The sequence below is a fragment of the Salegentibacter sp. 24 genome (assembly GCF_004362395.1).
In the GTDB taxonomy this organism is placed as follows: Bacteria; Bacteroidota; Bacteroidia; order Flavobacteriales; family Flavobacteriaceae; genus Salegentibacter.
Genome location: NZ_SNWE01000005.1, coordinates 96,539 through 119,593 on the forward strand (window position 1 = coordinate 96,539; position 23,055 = coordinate 119,593).

The window sequence follows — 23,055 nt, forward strand, 5'->3', positions numbered from 1 at the left end:
ACTGAAAAAATTCTCATGAAATTCTCTTCTCTTTTTTTTATAGCCTTATTTTTAACCTGGAGCTTTAATCTTTCTGCCCAACGTAATATTCAGACCATAAATTCTGCCTGGGAATTTTCTTCGAAAAAAAATGATGCAACAAAAATCGTTAATATTCCACATACCTGGAACGCTGAAGATGCCTTTGAAGATGGAAAAGACTATTTCCGTGGAAAAGGAACTTATAAAAAAACATTTTTTGTTCCGGAAGAATGGCAAGAGAAACGCGCATTTTTAAAATTTGAAGGCAGCAATCAGATCACTACTGTCTTTGTGAATGATCTGAAAGTTGGTGAGCATCGAGGCGGTTACACAGGTTTTGTTTTTGATATATCTGAAGCTTTAAAATTTGGAAAGGAAAACAAGATAAGGATAGAAGTAAACAATGCCCATAATTCCAATATTCCCCCATTAGATGCCGATTTCAATTTTTACGGCGGAATTTATCGTGATCTACACCTTATACTTACCAATAAAATTCATTTCGAGCTAGAAAACGAAGCAACCGGCAATATGCTGATAAAAACTCCAGAAGTAAATTCGGAGAATGCACAGGTAGTTTTTGAAACCAAAATCGTTAATCATTCTCAGAAAGCAAAAAATCTACAGGTGCGTGTGGAGATATTTAATCCTGAAAAACAAAAATTCGAAACTTTATCCAAACAAATTCGACTTTCACAAGGGGAGACCAAATCGGTTAATTTCAGCAAAGAGATCAATAATCCGGAATTATGGTCCCCCGATTCTCCAAGTTTATATACTGCAGTGGCCCAGATTTCTCATGAAAATTCCAGCGAAATTTTGGATGAAATAGATTCCAGATTCGGACTTCGCTGGTTCGAAGTAAGCACCGAAAAAGGATTTGTTTTAAATGGGGAGCCTATAAAGCTTATTGGCGCCAACCGGCATCAGGATTATAAAGACCTGGGAAATGCCTTACCCAACAAAATTCATAGATCAGATTATAAAACTATTAAAAAAATGGGGGCTAATGTAATTCGTACGGCTCATTATCCCCAAGATCCCGAGGTATATAAAATTTGTGATGAACTTGGTTTATTGGTTTGGACCGAAGTTCCGGTAATTAATGATGTCACCGATACTGAAGCTTATCACGATGTTTCACTAAAAATGCAACGCGAACAGATTCTACAGTTTTTCAATCATCCCTCTATCGTGATGTGGGGGTATATGAATGAGATTTTTATAAGACTGGTTTTTAATAATGAGATCACTGAAGCGGAAAAAGAAGCCAAGATAAAAACTTCGGTAGAGCTGGCTAAAAAACTGGAAAAAGAAACCAAGAGACTGGATCCTCATCGTTTAAGCGTGATGGCTTTGCACGAAAATCAATTATATAACGAGTCTGGGATTGCCGATATTCCAGATGTGATTGGCTGGAACCTTTATTTTGGGTGGTATTCTCCAGGACTGGAAAGTTTTGGCGAGTTTTTAGATAGACAACATACCCGATATCCCAATCGTCCTTTATTCATTTCGGAATATGGTCCCGGTGCTGATTCCCGCCTTCAGACCGATGAGCCAAAACCCTGGGATTATTCAGAAGCTTATCAGCTGAAACTTCACAGGAGTTATCTAAACCAGGTCCAGGCGCGGGATTATGTATTTGGAATGACCGCCTGGAATTTTGCCGATTTTGGTTCATCCTTTCGGCAGGATTCACGCCCTTATATCAACCAGAAAGGTTTGGTAAATATAGATCGCAGCAAAAAGGACATTTACCATTATTACCAGGCCAGGTTGCTGGATGAACCCTTTATCTACATCGCTGGTAAAAATTATGAAAAACGATATCCAATTGATGAAAATGACAGTATAGAAATCACCGTTTTTTCTAATGCAGACAAAGTAAAATTGAATATTGGTAATGCTGAATTTACTTCGGAGGTTGAAGATGCAATAGCTATTTTTAAACTTTCCCTTCCCACAGGGAAACATCAGCTAATGGCTACCGATGGTAAAGTTTCACATTCCCGGGAAATTGAGGTGAAATACAGAAAAAAGCTTGTTTTGGATATTGCAAAGAGCAATATCCTGGTAAACGTAGGTACGCAAGTGAATTTCACCGACGAAACTACAGGTGAAACCTGGATCAGCGATCAGGAATATAAAGAGGGAGGTTTTGGATATGTAGGCGGTAATGTTTACCAGAAAAATGAACATAAATTCCAGGGAACTGCTTCAGATATTCTGGGCACGGAAAACGATCCCCTTTTTCAAACCATGCGTGAAGGCATAGAAGCTTATAAATTTGATGTAAAAGAAGGAAAATATCGCCTAACGCTGCTTTTCGCCGAACCAGACTATAAGGCTTCAGAAGAAAATATTTATAATCTGAATGAATCACAAAAAGAAAAGCTTACTGGCTTAAGGAGTTTTGATGTAAGGATCAATGGAGAAACATTTTCTAAGAACCTCAATCTGGCAAGGGATTACGGCAATATTAGAGCGGTTAAGATTTCCTATGTGGTAAAAACTCAAAATGGAATTTCTGTTGAATTTGAAGAGAATTCCGGGAAAGCACTTTTGTCCGGCATTAAACTGGAAAAATTGTAACGAAAACTATTTCCTATTTGACCTAACAGAAAATCCCGCCGAAGCGGGATAAAAAAGCCCCGAGATAGTAGGGCATCTCAGGACTAGGCATTAATGAAAAATTACTCCACTACAGTAAAAGTTCCTGTGAACTGATGATCTGAACTTCCCGCAACGAAAAATTCAAATTCACCGGGTTCAACCACAAATTCAAGGTTCGCATTATAGAATTTCAGGTCTTCAGCAGATATTTCAAAACTTACTTTTTTAGATTCTCCTTTTTCTAATAAGATCTTTTTAAAGGCCTTCAACTCCTTTTTTGGAGGTGTAATGCTCCGCACTTTATCGTGCGTATAAAGTTGGACTACCTCTGCTCCATCATATGCTCCTGTATTGGTTACAGTTGTGGTAATGGTGATGGTGCCACCTTTGCTTAATTTATTGTCACTAATTTTAGTTTCCCCATATTCAAAATTAGTATAGCTCAATCCGTAACCAAAAGGCAATAGAGGAGAATTAGGTGAATCCAGGTAATTGCTTTTAAATTTCTGAAACTCTCCGCTTTCAGGAGCTGGTCTGCCAGTAGTTTTCATTCGATAATAGATTGGAATTTGTCCAACATTTCTTGGCCAGGTTGCTGTTAGTTTTCCTGAAGGATTATAATCTCCGAAAATCACATCAGCTATTGCATTACCAGCTTCTACACCAGGATGCCAAACCTGAAGAATACTTACGGGCATTTGCATTTCTTCTTCTATCACAAGGGGTCGGCCGCTCATAAGCACTAAGACTACAGGTTTTCCCGTTTTTACAAGCGCTCTAATTAGCTTCTTCTGACTTTCAGGGATACTTAAACTGGTACGACTTGCCGCTTCCCCGCTCATTTCAGTAGCCTCACCTACGGCTGCAACAATAACATCAGCGCCTCTAGAAACTTCCAAAGCCTCTTCAATCATAGCTTCAGGTGATTTTTCTGAAATCTCAATACGTGGACCAAACACGTTCACTTTGTCTGCGAAAACACTATCATTGCTAATATTAGCACCTTTTGCGTAAGTGATTTCTGCCTGGGGAGCCACATTTCTTAAACCTTCCAAAATCGGAACTGAAAGTTCCGGATTGCCTGTTGGCGCCCAGGTTCCTAACATATTGTTCTTGTTATTGGCCATTGGTCCTACCAATGCAATTTTAGCATCTTTAGACAAAGGAAGGGTGTTTTTATGCTTTTTTAATAACACGAAAGAACGTCTTGCTGCTTTTCGAGCTATGGAGCGATTTTCTTCAGTTAGAATATCTTTTTCAGGTCTGCTTTCATCAGAATACAAATAAGGATTATCTAGAAGTCCTAATTTATGTTTGGCTTCCAGGATTCGACGTACAGCTTTAGTAATTTGTTCTTCAGACACCTTTCCTTCTTCAACAGATTTCTTAAGCGTAGTTAAGAATCCTTCTCCAACCATATCCATATCAAGTCCGGCATTTATTGCCAAAGCAGAAACATCCTGAAGATCTCCCATACCGTGTGCGATCATTTCGTTAACCGAAGTATAATCTGAAACCACAAAACCGTCAAAACCCCAACGTTCCCGGAGTAAATCGGTAATTAACCATTTGTTTCCAGAAGCGGGTACCCCGTGAATGTCGTTAAAGGATGTCATCGCGCTGGCAACTCCAGCGTCTACCGCAGCTTTATATGGCGGTAAATATTCATTGAACATTTTTATCTTACTCATATCTACCGAATTGTAATCACGGCCGGCCTCAACTGCTCCATAAAGTGCCAGGTGCTTTACTGTCGCCAACATCGTATTAGGTGCCGAAAAATCCTCACCCTGATAACCTTCTACCATTGCCCTGGCAACTTGAGAACCCAAATAAGGATCTTCTCCTGCTCCTTCAGCAATTCGACCCCAACGCGGGTCACGGGCGATATCTACCATAGGTGAGAAATTCCAGTTTATACCATCAGCCGTGGCTTCTTTTGCGGCTATTTGAGCGGTTTCTTTAATCAAATCCATATCCCAACTGGAAGAAAGTCCAAGAGGAATAGGAAAGGTGGTTTTATAACCATGGATAACATCAGATCCGATTAAAAGGGGAATGCCTAAACGAGAATTCTCTACGGCAAGTTTTTGTGCCTGTCTGACTTTTTCTGGACTGGAAACTCCAAAAATACCTCCAACATTTCCCTCTTTTATTTTAGCCTCTACATCTTCACTAACTACCGATCCAGTGGCTACACCTCCGCCGGGAGTTACTAAATTTAATTGACCTATTTTCTCTTCAAGAGTCATTTTACTGAGTAATTCCTCTACTTCGGGAATCTGTGCTTGTGCTTGCAGAACCGATGCTGCTGTACATATTGTCAAGCCAAGTATTAGATAAATTCTTCTCATTTTATTTAGTTTATATTATCAACATTTTTTATTCTACTTGTAATACCGGAGATCTTTCTGAAATGCCATTTTCATTGAATGCCTCAATACTAAAATAATACTGTGTATCACGATCCAGGCTACGCATAAAATGCTCATTCCTATCATAAATTAACCAGGATTGATATAATTTATCTGGCGCGATACCCCATCGGATATTGTAGCCCTGAGCTCCTTCCACCGGGTTCCATTTCAGGGAGGCATTTCTTCTGTCCTTTTCTCTTGATACGGTGAATCCTTTCACCGTTGCTGGCTTCTCTCCTAAACCCTTACCAAATACTCTTATTTCGGACAATGCCAGGTTTTTTCCAGGAACTTCCACATTTTTATATCTTACATATTTTGCTTTTACAGGCTGACTTAGGGTAATGTAGGCATTGGGGGCATCTTCATAGCTTTCACTTCGGTCTACTACTGTCTCCCAGTCTGTGCCATTTTCAGAGACCTCAAGTATAAACCGGTGTCTCAAGCCTTCCGTACGGGTATATATGCCTGCGTCCTGATCATGAAAATTCAGTTGAAAAGCATATATATTTCCAGGTGAGAGCATTTCGATCTCAACCCATTGCTCATCATTATTGGCCTTAGCAACCCAAAAAGATTTCGGGCTTTCGTCGGTTAACAACTTGGAAATAATTTCACCCTCACTGTTTCTTTCTAGAGGCATTTCCTTAATGTCATAATCCCCATCGGTAGCAGTACTTTTTCTCACCTGCATTTCTGAGGAAGAAACTGTTGCATTTCCCTTGTAAGAAAGCAACATCCAACCACTGTGTTGTCCTGCCATTGTTGGATGATCGGGACCGAACAACGGGTAATCGCCATAACTTGTATTGGTGTACATTAATCCTTCTTGATCAAAATAGGTAGGGAACATGCTTAGACGACGTTCCCAATGGGAGTTCGAAGCCAGGGCCATGGTTGCAAAATGCCAATATTGGCCATTGGTTTGTTTCATCGTAATTCCGTGGCCCGCCCCGTTAGCAAAACCACCTGGTTTGAAACTCATGGGATTATTTTTCATGTAAGTAAATGGCCCAAGTGGGGTTTCTCCAATGTAAGCGGCATCGGCGTATACATTAAATTGTGTTCCAGGAGCCGCATATTGTAGATAATATTTACCATCATGTTTTGTCATCGAGGCTCCTTCCATGTAACCTTCCTTTATGGTTGGATGGTAATTATTTTGACCAAAACGCTCCCAACCGTGTTCTTCTTCAACCAGGTTGATAAGCTCTTTTTCAACTCCGGTTTCAAGAAAACGATCATTTTTATCTAGCATTTTCACACGAAGAGGATGGACATTCGAGGAGCCCCAATACAAATAGGTTTTCCCATCATCGTCGATAAATAATTCCGAATCCTGAATATTATTACTAATGGAGGCGGTGGGGGTCCAATTACCACTTTTCGGGTCATCCGTGTAAAGAATACTCCCATAACCCGCAGGATCACCAGCAAAATATACTAGCGAATCCTTATAATTGAAAGCCGTTGGCGCATTGGACCCCTCGAAAAACCATTGTTTCGGTTTAATAAATTCCCAGTTAATCAAATCGGTGCTATGCCAATAACCAAAAGAACGGGTAACAAACATATAATACTCGCCTTGAAATTCAATTACCGCAGGATCAGCACCGGAACGATATGAAATATTATCACTTGAATTATAAACCATATAAGAATAGTCAATATCCAAAGGATTAATATAAGTTTCTGGTACCACTTCCTGTGCAAACATTAATGCGCCAAATAATAAGGCCGCTGTAGTAAGAATATTTTTAAAACTTTTCATCTTTGCGTCTTAAACTGGTTAATAACTGCCTAATTTTTTAGTTGTTTTCTTTTAGTTAGTTTATGTGAAAATAGCCAGGGTAATAAATTTGGTTCAGCAAATGCCGAATCCCAGCTGTTGTGATTATCGTCCGGGTAAAGGGAAAGTTTAGCATTTCCCCCATAGTGATTAATGGCACGAGCCATTGCCTCGGAATACTTTGGTAATACTACATCGTCCTTTTTTCCATGAAATAGCCAAATATTGAACCCTTGTGGATATTCTTTAGCTATTTCGGGATTTGCACCGCCACAAATTGCAAAGGCTGCAGCGAACATTCCAGGTCTTTTATAAATGAGTTCGAAGGTGCCCATTCCACCCATGGAGAGTCCACCAAGATAAATTCGGTCTTCATTCACATATGGCTTAGAAATCATTTTTTCCATTAAATCCATCACAAGTTGCAAAGATTTCGTAGCAGGCTTATCATTCATAAAATCAAACTGAAAAGGAATGGTATCACGATTCACTTCAACCTTGGCCCAGTAATCATCTTTTGGCGCCTGCGGAAAAATAACTATAGCAGGGAAATCCTCCTGATTCTTCAGAAATAATTCACTCCCGTGAGTTAATTGGGACTGATTATCGTTTCCTCTTTCTCCCGCCCCATGCAGAAATAAAACCACGGGATATTTTTTAGCCTGAGAAAAATCCTTCGGAAATAGAATACGGTAATTTAAGGTATCACCATCTTTAATAAATTGCTCCTTTTTATAGGCCTGTTGTTCCTGTGCCGCTACTGTTATCGGGATTAACAACATAATTAGGATAAATAATGTTACTAGGTATAAAAATCTTTTTTTCATTTTTTGATATATAAAACCTTTGTGGTTTAGTGCTACTATTTTAAATGAGTGTTTTCAAATGTGAAGTCATGATCCTGTTCTTTTTTAAATTCATCTAGCCAGGGAGAATATGTTTTTACATCAATTTTTTGATTTTCAGGATCAACTTTAATAATTCTTAGAAAACCATTGCCTCCTTTTTTTGTGCCTTCAACTCCTTTTTGGTAATTGGCGAGCATTTGGTATACTTTATTCCCCTTTTCTCCCTCACTAACTAAAGTTCCGACTCCAGATTTAAGAATATGGCCAGAAAAAACCATTTTGATATTTTCGTGTTTCTTAATCAATTTCTCCCAAAGTTGCCGGCCATTATTTGGAGCTTCCTTACCAATATCCTTTCCAATACCATAATTTTCGGGGAGCCACCAGTCTTCCCCATCGTGAAGTGACCCGTCCTCGTAGAGGTAAGCATGGGTGACCACTATAAAATTATGATCAGGATATTTTGAAATCATGTCGTTAGCCCATGCAATAGTTTTATTACGCGGGCCAAACTCTAGGGAAAGCACCATCCATTTTTGTTCTCCAATCTTAAATTCGCTCAGTAGATTATCTATTTTACCCTTCGGAAAAGATGCAACAAGATTGGAGATATCATTAGACGGAAAAAAAGCATTGGCTAAAGAAGTATTTCTTGTATCGGCAAATTTCCCGATTTTACTGCCCATATCATGATTTCCAAGTGCAAAAGAATAAGGTACTTTTCCCTGCAGGATATTGAAGCCTTTTTTAGCTATATCCCACTCCTTCCCACTATTATTTTGGGTAATATCACCGACATGCAAGGCAAAGGAAAATCTTTCCTGATTGTTGGCCAACCATTGCATTTGGTGTAAATAAATTTCAGGATATTCTTCAACATACGTTTGGGTATCTGGAAGCACCACAAATTCAAAAGCTTGCTGCTGTGCTGAAGTAGTTTTTGAAACTGCAAATACCACAAGCACTAGCTGTAGGCTCCAATTTTTACGGAAGTATATAAAGAATTCAATCATATAAATTAATTAGAAATATTGAATCCCAATTTGTCTAATCCCTTCTGCACCTCAGGTGCTCCCATAAATAAATCCCAAATAAGGCCACTTCTATAATTTTCTATCATTACAACTTGAGGCCCCTGATCTATTGCCAGGTATTTTGGAGCTACCCAATCTTCACCTTCAAGACTAAAAGCATCGTAAAAACCTGCAGGTCCCCATAGCAAGTCATTCTGCTCTTCAAAGAAATATCGCATAGCAGCTAATGAAATCTCAGGGGTATACGGAATAGAACTAATCGCGCCAGTTGGAGAAACCACACCGCGATCTGAATCCGGGGAATGTGCCGCATAGCCAATACCGTCATCTTCATTACGGGTATAACTGGCGGTTAAGCCCCAGGAATTCTCAGTATAGGTTTCAAAATCATTGGGATTTTCCTGAGCGTATTGATAATTTATTTTAGTGTGATTCACGTTCAAATCCCAGTAATTTGCATATATATCTACGAGTCCCTTAGGATTCAAGCCTAAATAAGAATAGTGCGCCCAAAAAAGTGGGCCTGCTTTATCCCCGGAGGTATTATGTTTTAAGATCAGAGGTATTCCGTAGGCTTCTTTATCGCTCACAATATTTCCGCTCCTAGCCCAGCCATCATGGTAGGCATCAGCTTCAATTGCGTGATCTGGAGAAGAAGCGGCCATAATATAAGTAATCAAACATTCATTATAACCTTCGATCATAAAATCCATTTCCCACTGGTAATCCGGTGACCAGTGCCAGTAAAGTCCGTCTTTATTATTGGTGTACCATTCCCACTCGATACCTTTCCATAATTTATCATATTTTGCCGCCACTTCTTTTTCTCTTTCGTTTCCATTTTTCAAATATTCACGGACTACGAGAAAGCCCTGGGCTAGAAAGGAAGTTTCAACAAGATCTCCGCCATTATCTTTATCACTAAAAGCCTGAACATCTCCGGTTTCGCCGTTTAGCCAATGTGGCCAAACCCCGTGAAATCTAGGAGCCTTATCTAAGAAATTGGCAATCTTATCTAAACGAGCTATCGCTGAATCCCTGGGAATAAACTCACGTTCCATCCCCGCTACAATGGCCATTAATCCAAAACCAGTACCTCCAGTGGTGACCACGTGCGCATCATCCTTTGGATATACCCCATCTGGATGATAACGCTCCCGGGCCATTCCTGAATTAGGTTCGGCATATTCCCAAAAATATTTTAGTGTTTGCTTCTGAACAGTATCTAGCAGGGCTTCTTTGGAAAGGGCTTGGGTTCCTTTCGTTTCTTTGTTAGCTTCACTTTTATCTTCATTTTTACAACCTATGCAAAACAGCAAAGCGAGTAAGAGGATGGTTGATTTAAAGTGTGTCATTGAATATATAATTTAGTTTTCGGTTTAATTATAATAGTAAAAGACTAATTTTCTACTTTTCTTATTGCCCTAAGTGCTTCATGGACATTTTCATTCTTCATAAACAGATCCCATATGAGACCGCTTCTATAATTTTCTATCATCACTACCATTGGAGCCTGATTTAATCCCATAAAAATATCGGCAGTCCAGTCTTCTGATAAATTAAATGCATCCCTAAAACCATATTCCCCCCAAAGAAAAGAACCATATTCACGGTAAAAGTGTTTTAAAGCTTGCATTGATTTGTCCGGGGTATAGGGAAATGAAGCTATAGCACCAGTGGGTGCGATGGTACCATCGTCCATTTCAGCTTTTGCTTCTCGAGCTTTATAACCCCAGGGGCCGTCACTTGCGGTTAGACCCCAGCTTTCCTTACCATAACCTTCAAAATCTCCGGGATTCTCACAGCAATACCTGTAATTGATGGAAACAATAGCCTTGTTATTTTCGAAATAGTTGGTGTATTTATCTTCCATTTTTTTTGGATTGAGCCCAAGAAAAGAGTAATGGGTAAAAAACAGAGGACCTCCCACACCTACACCTATCTCCAATGGGATTCCAAAATAACTTGTATTATTGGTATACATAGAACCTTCTGCTGTTTGCCCCCAATTAGCGCGGTAACTTTTTGCGATACTATCCTGACTTGCCCAACCACTGTAATACATTTCAGGTGAAATACCATGAGTCGGAGAGGCTATTGCGAGGATATAAGTTATCATAGTTTCATTCCACCCAATAAGCTTATGATTTATATGCCATTTATATTCTGGAGACCAATGCCAGAATAGGTATGGACTATCTTGCTTCTTTTTAAACCAATCCCATTCTACATCTTTCCAAATAGCAGAAATTCTATCTCTTAGGTTTCTTTCTTCCGGATTATTTTTTGACAGATATTGTTCGGCTGCTAAAAGCCCCTGAATGAAAAAAGAGGTTTCAACCAAATCAGCTCCATCATCATATTTCCCGAAAAATGCTTCCACTCTGCCAGTTGGTCCATCCATAAAATGTGGTAATGCGCCATGAAATCGATCTCCATTTTCAACAAAACGAACTATTTTTTCCATTCGCGTAATAAATTCTTCTTTAGATATAAAGCCTCTTTCTGTTCCTACGATCAAAGCCATAATCCCAAAACCTGAAGCTCCTGTAGCAATCATATTCTTTCTTCCAGGTATATTTTCAAGGGCTAAACCACTATTAGGTTCTGCACCCTCCCAGTAGTAACGAAAACTAGCTTTCTGAACCATATCCAGCAGCTCCTTATCACTCATTTCCCTGGTGGTCACTTTGACGGATTCGGTCAGTGAAGTTTCAACATAATCATAACTAAGGCTGCTTAGCTTATAGAAGTAGGTTTTTCCAGGAACCCCTGTATAATCGGCATATCGAGAGAATTCATCTGGACTTTGAACCCCAACACCGACGAAGTTCTTGTTGTCCTCAGAACGGTAAATTTTAACATAACGTACTTCGTCAATACTCTCAAGAGACCAATTTATATCTACATGTCTTTCATAAGCTTCTGCACTTTTTATTTCCGGAGATGGTATTTTTCTAGTGGAAATTGTTTCATTAATTATTTCCACCTGGTCTATTAAAATTTCATGTTTACCAATATCGAAAGGTGATTGTTTGAGTGACACAATCCTGATACCATTACTATTGGTAAACCCCTTAAATCTTTCCAGGGGAACTTTTACCTGTATCCATTTTTTTTCTGCATAACCTGTGATATACTCACCTAGGGGAATATAATTTGAGATAAGCTCCGGGCCCCTTCCAATGGCTATTTCAGGGAGTTTTTCTTTGGAGATTGATTGAGGAAAATATAACCAGAGACTTAATAGGTTGCCTTTTTTTAAAAAATCCTTCCCACGCCATTCCGGATATATAAGGTTTACTTTCCAGCTGCCTTTAGGGGCTGAACTATAATTTAACTGAAGACTATTGCCTGGTGTAAAAGCCAGTTCAGAGGCTATTGGAAGCCTACCTTGAATGTTTAGAATATAAGAGGGGGAAGTATAAGAAGTTTCCCCATAAAACCAACTTTTTTCCATTAAACTATTATCGAAAAAAACGTGGTTGTATTGAGTTTCCTGGGCATATTGCATCAATGGGAAAAATAGACAAAACCAAAAAACACCACTTATCTTCATCACCCTAGTTCAATTAATATTTAAATCCAAGTTTATCTAGCCCGGCTTGTATTTCTTCATCTTGCATAAAAAGATCCCAAACTAAACCAGTTCTATGATTTTCTATCATAGAAATAATTGGTCCCTGGTCTATGGCCAGGTATCCATCGGCTACCCAGTTCTCTTCTTCAGAAAAAGCATCATAGAAACCATAAGGTCCCCAAAGTTTATCTCCAATTTCTTCATAGAAATAACGAAGGGCCTTCATAGATTCCTCAGGTGTATATGGGAAAGAGGATAATGCTGCAGTAGGTGTAATCACTCCAAGATCATTCGCGGGACTGTGAGCCGCATAACCTTCATAGCTATCACTTGCCGTAAAACCCCAGCTGTGCTCACCATAACCTTCAAAATTCTTGGGATTATCTATGGCATAATTATAATGAATAAGACTATGAGCCGTATTTTGTTGCCAGTAATTAGCATATTGATCACTTAGATTTCGGGGATCCAGACCTATAAATGAATAATGTGCAAAAAACAATGGTCCTCCATATGCAGGTCCCAGAGGTAAATCTAAGCCATAATGCTGACGATTATTCACCATATTACCATTGGATGCCCAACCCTGGTGATAGACTTCGGGCTCAATAGGATAGGTAGGCGATGCCGAAGCAAGTACATACACCATAAGAGATTCATTCCAGCCTTGAATTTTCAGGTTTTTTTCAAAATTATAAGTTGGTGACCAGTGCCAGTACAAAACGTTTTCTTCCTGTGTATACCAGTCCCACTCAACAGCCTCCCACAGTTGCGTAATTCGCGCTGTTATATTTGTTTGCTCAGAAAAATACTGTCGATTAATCAGTAATCCCTGCATTAGGAAAGCAGTTTCTACCAGGTCTCCCCCATCATCCATATTGCCGAAAGGACGAGTTTGAGCCACATCATCTAGATACCAGTGCGAAAAAGCACCGTGATAGGTTGGTACTTCTTCTAAGAAATCAAGGATTTTATCCAACCTTGCTACAGCATCTGATCTACTTATCCAACCGCGCTCAACTGCAACTGGAAAAGCAGCAAGACCAAAACCGGAACCTCCTATTGCTACAATATTTCTTCCCTGCCCCCCGTAAGCATCTGCTTGGGACCGCTCAAGTGCTAAGCCTGAATTAGGCGCAGCAAAATCCCAGAAATACTTAAAGGTTTGCTGCTGTACTTTTTCCAGTAGTTCTTGGTCAGTTAATTTTTCTTCCTCTTCGATTTCTGAATCAGGATCATATGGTTCCTGGTATCCCGGCCCCTCATCACTGGAACAGGATGAGAAAACCATCATTAACCCTATAAAATACAAGTATCTAATCATTATGATTTCGTTATTGGGGAGAATTAAATTGTCATTTCCTAATTTTTATTAGAAAATTAAAAGCTATCTCGCTTAAATTATATTAGCGAGGCAAAAAAGATTCCGGCCCCTTTAAGGCCGGAATTATTTTAAGAAATCTATTGGGCCATTGCAGCCTGTATCTCTTCCTGAGTTAGTGCCTTATTGTAGAAACGAAGCTTGTCTAAATAACTTTGATCGGCCAAATGACCCCATTCGGTAAACCTCGGTGCACCAGACATTATGGAAACTATATCGGTTCCTGTCCAGTCAATACCTCCAGAAATAGTTCCAGTGTTTACAGGTTCGCCATCAAAATAGATCACGGTCTCAGAATCAGAAATAGTAAAGGCAACGTGAACCCATTCCCCTGCAGTTGCGTCTAAAACACCACCGTCATTCCAGCTATCAGAAGTTCCATTCCCTACGTTCAATTTAATGGTTTGTGCATCGGCACTTCCCTCTCTAAAGAGACGGAAACCACTTGTTCTATTATTTTGAGCATCAGGACTGTCTTCATCCAGGGGACCAACAACTATAATTCCTGCACGATCTGGAGAAGCATTTACGTTGTACCAGAAAGTAGCACTGAATTCTTCGCTTAGAAGTCCGTCAGATGGTAATAGTAGGTAAGAATTTTCAGCACCTGCATAGGCATTGGTTCCTTCTACACTTTCCCCTGCAAACCCTGGAGATCCTACTACAGTAACTTCGCGATTGGAAACCATATCTTTATAAGCTCCATCAAATGGCATATCAAGTGTAATTGAAGAGGCATCGATCAATTCCTGAATTTCCTCCTGGCTAAGAGCAGTATTAAAGAGCCTAAGTTCATCTATATTACTACCTATATCTGAATTATGATTCCAGTAACTAAAAGTTTCTCCACCAGCACCTACGGTAAGTTGTTCCACTCCTGTCCAATCAATGGCACCAGCCATTACACCGGTATTAACAGGCATTCCGTTGAAATAAAGTACTGTTTCTGTTGGAGTTATACTAAACGCAATATGAACCCATTCCCCTTCGGTAACATCAATTACTCCACCGTCGTTCCAGCTTTCTGCTGTTCCAGTGCCGACATTTAATTTTAGCCTTTGCTCCTCGGCTGATCCTTCCCTGAACAATCGAAAACCTTGTTGACGTTCCTCATTTGCACCGGCCACTAAGATTCCTGCACGGTCTGCCTCTGCACTTACCTTATACCAGAAAGCACCGGTGAATTCATCTCCAAGATTTTCCTGGTCAAGTGGTACATCTATATAAGATTCAGCTACACCTTCATAACTTCCAGTCCCTAAATAGGAATCACTAGAAATTATCGGGCTTCCGGTTACCTCTGCCATATAAATGTTTACCAGTTCGGTAAAATCTGCATCCATGGGCATAAAAAAGAATTCCCCTGCGTATTTTGGAGTATAGGGAGGTTCTTTACTGAAATTTACAGTTTTAGTAGTAACGTTCCCTGCAATATCTGTAGCTTTAATAGTAAGGGTGTGTTCACCATTGGTCACATTATCAAAACTAACCTCCTCATTTACTATTCGATAGTCAAGAAATTCATTAAACGTGGCAATCTGGTTCCCGTTTACCAAAACTTCAATCATATCGACCTCTATATCATCGACTACCTTAAACCGGATATCAATTGAAGCCACGGCTTCAGGAACTTGGATAGCCGTACCTTCATTAGGATAGTTAATTGTTACTTCTGGACTACCCGCATCGGCACCCGGATCTACCTTTGTAAGTGGATCTATGCCTTCATATTCACATGCGGTTAATAGTAGAATAAATGAAAACAGACCCACAAAATATTTATTAATTTTTTTCATTATTTTTTAGTTTAATTGTCGCAAAATCTCGTTTGTTGGAGTATCTCTATCTACCGCAGTTGCCTCAATAGGTAATGCATCTAATTGTGCCTGTGGATAGGGCAGGTATTCATCATCGGCTGAGAATTCTCTACCGTCATAACTTAATTCCCCGTATTTATCGTGACGAATCATATCATAATATCTAATCCCCAATTCCATAGATAATTCAGCGAATTTCTCGTCCAAAACCTGTTGATGCGTCACACCGCTTAATGGCTGCATATCGGCACGGTCTCTTACTATATTTACAGCTTCATCTGCTGAAATGCTTGGTGCGCTAGCACCCAGGGTAATAGCCTCGGCATACATCAGAAGAATTTCAGCATATCGGATAACAATCAGGTTCTTTCCTGCACTGTAGTCATTTCTTCCATCGGTAAGCTGGATGGAGGGCAGGTAATGTTTACCGCTTGCGAATCTTGCACGGGCATAATCATTAATAATATCGCCAGAAGGGGTCACATTTGACACAAATGCTGGTAAATCTGTATATCCATCTGCCTGGAGGTCGGCAATACCCCTGTCGGTAAATAGTACACTTGTCACCAATCTGGTTTCCTCATCACGGTCTAACATAAATTTTATGAATTTTTCACTAGGTTCATAGAATCCCCAACCACTTTGCGCATTTTCACGAACGGGTGTCCAGTTTTGCGGACCAAAAGGAGCGTATAGATGATACAATTCATCTCCTGCTTCCGTACCATAATCAGAATACTGGATTTCCAGTAAGCTCTCGTTACTTAGTTCTCCTGGTTTTTTAAACAACTGATAAAAATCCGGATAAAGGGAAAATTTACCTGAACTTATAATTGCCCCTGCCGCATCTGCTACTTCCTGGTAATTTTCCAGCTCCTGATGAGCCAGAGCCTTAAGCGCGTAGGCTGTATACTTTGTCACTCCACCACGAATATCAGTACGTTCGTTTGGACGCATATCTGGCAGGTTTTCAATTGCCATATCCATTTCATCGGAAATAAACTGCATAACATCCGCTTTAGATGACACACCTAGCTCAAGCTCTTCTTCTGGCTGATTGGAAGTTATTATAAAAACATCTTCCCAAACTCTTGCCAGATTAAAATGCAGATAAGCTCGCAATACTTTAATTTCAGCGATATATTGATCCGCTCTTGCTATACCCTCTTCATCTGCATACTCTTTAAAGTTTTCAAGTTGCAGAATTGCTGTGTTCATATTAATAATATCATTGTAATGCACATTCCAAAGAGAATTATACATCCAATAATTCTTTTCATAATCATACCTATCGGTATCGGCAAATGGTTGTTGATCTCCCAATCCACCTGCATTTACATCATCACCTCTTACACCAAGTAAAAGTGGTTCCTCCCATCCTCTGGTGGCAAATTCGTAATAAGCACCAATTAGGGGTTGTATCATATTACTGGCATCGGTATAATCAAGATCACCGGTATTTAACTGGCCCTCCCGCACATCTAGTTTCTCACTACACGAGCTTACTCCAAAGCCAAAAACAAGGCACAAAAGAAGAAATTTTATTAAACTATATTTTTTCATAATAACAATTTTAGAATTTTATATTAACACCCATGGTGTAAATTGCAGGAACAGGATATGTTTGTCTATCCACGCCATCTGCTACTTCAGGATTGAAACCATTGTAGTCAAAAAATGAAAATGGTTTCTCAGCAGTGAGATAAATTCGTGTATTTGGAATTCCTTTGGCTTCTAAATTATAAGCTACTTGAATATTCTGAATTCGGAAAAAATCTCCATCTTCTACCCAGAAATTACTCAATCTCTGGTTCCAGGCTTTACGCAATCCTGCTGAAGAAGGGTAAGTATTACTAGTACCCTCGCCATGCCATCTATTTATAGCAAGATCAGCATCCATATTGGTGTCCTGGGTAAAAATAATTTCTCCTCTTTTTCTATTTAAGATCTTGTTACCAGCCTGACCGTAAAAGTCCAGTGAGAAATCAAAAGCTTTATAGGAGAATCCAATATTCCCACCAAAAGTATATTTAGGAAGGAAAGATCCCAGAATCACCCTATCGGCATCATCTATTACTCCATCCCCGTTCTGGTCCCGGTAAATTAAATCTCCAGGAACAAGGCCATTGGCCACTGCAACCGGATCAGCTTCAATCTGTTCCTGATTTTGATAAACTCCAATTCTTTCATATCCGAAAAATCCTAGAAGCGGACCTCCAATGGTTGTTCGCTGTCTAAATTCAGCTGAGCCGGAATCAATGTATCCACGTTCATCTTCAATTTCAAGAGTTTCGTTTTTAAGTGTAGTAAAGTTTGCTCCTATCCTAAATGTAAAATCTTCAGAAATTTGCTGACTCCAATTGGCAACAAGTTCCAGACCTTCATTTCTAATTACTCCGGAGTTTCTGTCTACACTGCGGTTAACGATGGGTATATATACTGGTAGAATTGCATCATGGGTGTCACGAATATAATAGTCGGCATCCACAGACAATCTATTATCAAATGCTTCAATATTTAGACCAAAGTTATACTCTTCTATAACTTCCCAAGTGTTATTAGAAAATACACTAGTAGAAGTTAAACCTGTACGAGGCTCGTCACCTATTGGGGTAGTGACAACCTCTATGGTATTAGAACCGGCACTTGCTGCAACATTATCATTACCTAGTTTACCCCAGCTGGCTCTTAGCTTAAAGAAATCCAGGACTTCATTATCTCTCAGGAATTCTTCTTCAGAAACCACCCATCCTAAACCAAGAGAAGGAAAATACCCCCAAGGATCTAGAGTAAATTTAGAAGATCCATCAGCTCTGAACGTACCATATAGCAAATATTTATCTTTAAAATTGTAAGCTACTCTACCAAAATATGATAAGCCGTAAAACCTTCTACCAACTTCGCTTACATTACTATTAAAGGAATCTGGATCTGCAAAATCAAGATACCAACTTGTTTCAAGGCCAATACCGGTAATATCAAATCCAGTGGCAGAAAAAGTGTTACTAGCTTCATCCCTAAAAGAAGTACCCGCCATTAAAGTCAGGTCATGATCGCCAAAATTATCGTTATAGGTAAGAACGTTATCCCAATACTGGTTGGAATAATTATTATTTGCTCTTCTTATACTGGATCTGCGTTCAAAGTTATTGCCTAAAGTATAAGGAAGATTTACATTCCTTTCCTCTAAAGCAGTAAAATTATGGCTATAAGTAGTTTTAATATCCAATTTATCCTCTATAATATCAAACTGAAGGAACATAGAAGTCAGCAATTTTCTAATTTTAATCCTATTCTCATTATAAGAAAGATCCTGAAACGGATTTTGTGTACCTCTGTACCCAAGAAGCTGAGCATTGGAATATCTTATTGGTGAAGCCTCGGTATTGAGCTCATCAAATACCGGCATTGTAGGAACGGCAAAATAAGCTCTAAACCAGGCTCCGTTTTCAGGAGCATATTTAATAGCATTACTAAATATAGAATTGACGCCCATTTTTAAACGATCGGAAATATCAACATCGACCTTAGAACGAATATTGAAACGCTCATAGCTATTCTCCATATCTAATATCCCCTCCTGACCGGTATAGTTTGCTCCCAAGGCATAAACTACACTTTCGCCACCACCTGAAACCGATAAACTATGGTTTTGGATGATACCTTGTCTAAGTATCTCTTTATACCAATCAGTATTAACTGCCGGCACATTTGGATTTATTCGGCTACGCCCATAACGCTGGATAGCATTCTCAATAAATTGTATCTCTGCAGCAGAACCAGACTCTCTGGCCATAGTAGCAAACTGTTCTGTATTAGCCAGTTTAACTACATTCTGTGCTCTTTGAAAACCAGTATATCCATCATACTCAAATTGAGGTTTTTGATTTTTTCTACCTGATTTAGTTTCAATAATCACAACCCCATTAGCCGCTCTAACACCATAAATAGCGGAAGATGATGCATCCTTTAATACATTTATGGACGCTATATCCTTTGAATTCAGGAAATCAATATTATCATAAAGAGTACCGTCTACTACATATAAGACACTAGTGGCATCTCCATAGGTGCCAAGTCCTCTAATTCTAACGGTAGGAGAATCTCCTGGAGAACCGGAATTGACAATCTGCACCCCTGAAACTTTACCCTGAAGTGACTGCATAACATTTGATGATGGTGTTTTTTCAATTTCTTCGGAATCTATAACACTAATGGCTCCGGTTAAATCTCTTTTCTTCTGGGTACCATAACCTACCACGACAACCTCATCCAATTGATCGGCGTCCTCTTCCAATGCAATAGAATATTCATTAGTTTGAGTGACTGTAAATTCTTGAGGTACAAATCCCAAATAAGTCACTCTTACGGCATCACCAGTTTCAACACCTTCTAAGGTGAAGTTTCCGTCAAAATCGGTAACATCGAAAATCTCTTTGCCAATTACCTTAACCTCGGCTCCAGGTAAAGGCATTGCATTTTGATCCGTTATTATCCCTGAAACTGTTTTGGTTTCCTGAGCGAACCCAAAACCGGATAATAGGACCATACAAATGAATAATAATTTTAATTTCATACGGTTGAATTTTTACTGAATTTTAACAGAAAGATACAACCATGGCGCTGTTTTACGCAAACGATATAGTACACTACTGCTACATCATTTAAAATAAGGTTTTATATATTTGTTTATCAGGTGTTTAAAACATTTTTGAAGTAAATATTTAACACGGATTTAATTCTATGACGTAGTAATGATGTATTAGTTTTTTGTTAAATTTAGCCACCTATAATTGATAACCTAGAAATTTTTAATTAAAAAATTTGTCAAATTATCTTTCTTGTCCAGATCCATTTTCTTCCTTAATCGGTACCGATGCACCTCCACCCCGCGTACCGAAATTCCCATCAATGGAGCAATTTCTTTTGAAGTCAGGTTCATTTTCAGGTAGGAACAAAGCTTTAAATCTTTACTGGTAAGTTTTGGGTAACTCTCTAAGATATCCTTAAAAAAATCTTCGTGTAGCTCATTGAAGTTAGTTTCAAAAACCTTCCATTCATCCTTATTTTTGATGGCTCTGTTAATCTTGTTTAAAATATGTTTCATTCTGAATTGATTGGAGAAATTATTTTTGTCCTTATTCAATTCGTGTTGAATCTCCATTAGCATTTCATTTTTTTTCGCAGCTACCATCGTGGTATTTGCCAATTCCTTTCGTTTTAAATTAATTTGATTCATCAAACGCTCTTTTTCAAGATTATTAAGTCTTTCTTGATGCTCCTTTTCAAACTTCTCTTCCAGCAATAATTGATGTTTTTTTAATTTTAATTGATTAAACCAATAAACCAAAACAATAAGTGAAAGAATAATTAGGATATATACCAACTTCATTAAGCTTGATAAATACCAGGGTGGTCTAATCGTAAAATCAAAGTTGCTCTTCTGGGCAATCTGGGCCTGTGGACCGATGGCAAGCAGTTCTAATTCATATTCTCCGTGATTAAGATTTTGAAGGTTAATTACCCCATTTTTAACCTCTCCACTCAAGGTGTCTTCTCCTTTAAGACGATAACGTAGTTCCATTGCTTCCGAAACCGGAAACGATGTATAAATATTTAAATCTCTGGAACTCTTATAGGGTATTACCGGTGTCCTGCTTAAATCATACCGTCTTTCCATATCTGAAAATCCTTTTACCCTAGGTTTACTCACATAAACCTGGTCAATATTTTTTATAAACTTATTAAGGTTTATTCTCGCAAAACCATCATTAAGGGCCACATAATATAGCGAGTCCCGATTTTTTACAATTTTCTCATAGTTCTTTACCAATCTATTATTCAAAGAACCGGGTGCTACTATGATATTTTTACTATCAAAATCGGTGTATTTAAGGGAGTTATTGCTTGTATTACTAAACCAATAGGAGTTGCCATCTTTGAGTAACATTTTATGTTTCCGAAAAGGTTTCAATTCCTCGAATACCTGCAAAGAATCTTTAAAAGAATTGTACTTAAACCAATGGTCTCCATTGAAAATAGCCAATTGATTATTGATTTTAAAGATATCGGTATTTATACTATTGCCGCCATCTGGTATATCAATCTTTTCTACAAAGGTGCTTTCCTTAAATTTATCCTTGAATCCAGCCCTGAAAAGGCCTTCATAAGGATGTGCTGCCCAAAGCGTACTTTCATTTTCAAAAACAATATTTTTAACAGGAAAGTTTAAACTATCCAACTCATAAATGCTATCTCTATTTGGACTATAATTTCTAATACCTGTATAACTGCTAATCAGGTACTGATGACTAACCGAAGGGATCTCACTGATTTTAAAACTCCCGGTGGTGGTTTCTACTGGTTCCAATTGATCTGCTTTTACAAAATACGTCCCCTTATTATGGTTTACATACAAAGTATCATTTAAAATCTCCAGGTTCCAGGTATGTCCTTCAGCACCATCAATAATTTCCAGACGATTATCCTTAAAAGTATAAACTCCGGTATTACTGGCCAGAAACATCTTATTTTTATAAAAAGCAAGGTCGTATACCGCGCCCAATTCCCCGGTATCATCCGTATAGAATTTAATTGGCGAATCCAGCTCTATACGATCTATCCCATTATCCAGGCTTAACCAAATGTTTCCATATTTCTCCACAAATCCTAAAACGGTATTGTTCTGAAGTCCATTATTTCTATTAAATATGGTGTAGTTATTATTCCTTCTGTCATAATTAATCACTCCATTTTTCACAGTTCCCAATAATAACCTCTTATGATCTAATGCCATTATATGATTAAGCTCCGATCGTTTTAACTCCTCCAGTAATTGAGAATCATTATTTAAAACACTTAATTCATCATTATACTTAAAAAGCTGCTCCCTGGTACCAATCAATAAATCCTCCCCCTGTATTGCCATATCAATAATTATTTTTCCATTCAAAGCATTCTGGTTTGGCAACTTTTGCAATTCGTTGTTCTCATCTAAGAAATGTAAGCCTTCCTTTCTCACGGCTAGTAACAACCTGTCCTTATAGACCATCATTTTATTACTTACCACATTTTGAACGGGCTGGATTACCTTATGATCATATTTATAAATAGCTCCAAAAGACCTGAAATAAATGTCACCTTTAAATGACAGAATCTCCCAGAATTCTTCACTCTGCATCGCATGTTTACCTAGCTTAGGTATTAGGGAAGTATATACTAACTCTCCTGTTACATCTCTTTTCCAAAAACCAAATTCTTTGTATGAACCCGTATATATTCTATCTCCCTCCACAAAAACTGAACGTATAATGCTACCGTTTGGTAAGGGAAATAATTCCCAGGATTGACCGTCAAAAACCAGTAGCCCCTGATTGTTTGCGGCATAAATAACCCCTTCATTATCTACATCAATATCCCAGTTCTGACTCGCGGCATTATAAGTTGTAGAAGAATAATTATGAATGGGTGGGTTAAGTTGTTGTGATCTCAAGCCATTAACCTGAAAAACAAAGAGAAGGATAGCAATAATTTTTATTTTTGGAAACTCCAT

At 38.7% G+C, this 23,055-nt stretch carries 12 protein-coding genes; 1 reads left to right on the plus strand and 11 read right to left on the minus strand.

What is annotated here, in order from left to right:
* Positions 1-15: 15 nt before the first annotated feature.
* Positions 16-2,616 carry a glycoside hydrolase family 2 TIM barrel-domain containing protein gene (locus tag DET49_RS04845; protein ID WP_133546968.1) on the plus strand — a complete coding sequence of 867 codons (2,601 nt, stop codon included), beginning with the start codon at positions 16-18 and terminating at the stop codon, positions 2,614-2,616.
* A 101-nt stretch (positions 2,617-2,717) separates the two neighbouring features.
* On the opposite strand, the gene bglX is transcribed toward DET49_RS04845, so the two are convergent.
* The 11 genes from bglX to DET49_RS04900 all read right to left on the minus strand — a co-directional run bounded on the left by bglX (position 2,718) and on the right by DET49_RS04900 (position 23,055).
* Entirely contained in the window at positions 2,718-4,991 is a 2,274-nt protein-coding gene (bglX, locus tag DET49_RS04850; RefSeq protein ID WP_133546969.1) for a beta-glucosidase BglX, read from the minus strand.
* Positions 4,992-5,019: 28 nt separating this feature from the next.
* On the minus strand, positions 5,020-6,825 hold the full coding sequence (locus DET49_RS04855) for a family 43 glycosylhydrolase (RefSeq protein WP_133546970.1): 1,806 nt from the start codon (positions 6,823-6,825) through the stop codon (positions 5,020-5,022).
* Between the two features lie 29 nt (positions 6,826-6,854).
* A complete protein-coding gene (locus DET49_RS04860; protein ID WP_133546971.1) occupies positions 6,855-7,670 on the minus strand; it encodes an alpha/beta hydrolase-fold protein in 816 nt (271 codons plus the stop codon).
* 35 nt (positions 7,671-7,705) lie between these two features.
* On the minus strand, positions 7,706-8,704 hold the full coding sequence (locus DET49_RS04865; protein ID WP_133546972.1) for a metallophosphoesterase: 999 nt from the start codon (positions 8,702-8,704) through the stop codon (positions 7,706-7,708).
* 5 nt (positions 8,705-8,709) lie between these two features.
* Positions 8,710-10,080 (minus strand): glucoamylase family protein, encoded by a 1,371-nt coding sequence (locus DET49_RS04870; RefSeq protein WP_133546973.1) that lies wholly within the window; start codon positions 10,078-10,080, stop codon positions 8,710-8,712.
* Between the two features lie 44 nt (positions 10,081-10,124).
* Positions 10,125-12,284 (minus strand): glucoamylase family protein, encoded by a 2,160-nt coding sequence (locus DET49_RS04875; protein WP_243729533.1) that lies wholly within the window; start codon positions 12,282-12,284, stop codon positions 10,125-10,127.
* Positions 12,285-12,297: 13 nt separating this feature from the next.
* The gene (locus DET49_RS04880) at positions 12,298-13,629 is read right to left on the minus strand and encodes a glucoamylase family protein (RefSeq protein ID WP_133546974.1); all 1,332 of its coding nucleotides are present in this window, start codon (positions 13,627-13,629) and stop codon (positions 12,298-12,300) included.
* Positions 13,630-13,766: 137 nt separating this feature from the next.
* The gene (locus DET49_RS04885) at positions 13,767-15,482 is read right to left on the minus strand and encodes a LamG-like jellyroll fold domain-containing protein (protein ID WP_133546975.1); all 1,716 of its coding nucleotides are present in this window, start codon (positions 15,480-15,482) and stop codon (positions 13,767-13,769) included.
* Positions 15,483-15,488: 6 nt separating this feature from the next.
* On the minus strand, positions 15,489-17,066 hold the full coding sequence (locus DET49_RS04890; protein ID WP_133546976.1) for a RagB/SusD family nutrient uptake outer membrane protein: 1,578 nt from the start codon (positions 17,064-17,066) through the stop codon (positions 15,489-15,491).
* 10 nt (positions 17,067-17,076) lie between these two features.
* Positions 17,077-20,079: a SusC/RagA family TonB-linked outer membrane protein gene (locus DET49_RS04895; RefSeq protein WP_133546977.1), complete on the minus strand. Its 3,003-nt coding sequence runs from the start codon at positions 20,077-20,079 to the stop codon at positions 17,077-17,079.
* Positions 20,080-20,304: 225 nt separating this feature from the next.
* Positions 20,305-23,055 carry a LuxR C-terminal-related transcriptional regulator gene (locus DET49_RS04900; RefSeq protein WP_133546978.1) on the minus strand — a complete coding sequence of 917 codons (2,751 nt, stop codon included), beginning with the start codon at positions 23,053-23,055 and terminating at the stop codon, positions 20,305-20,307.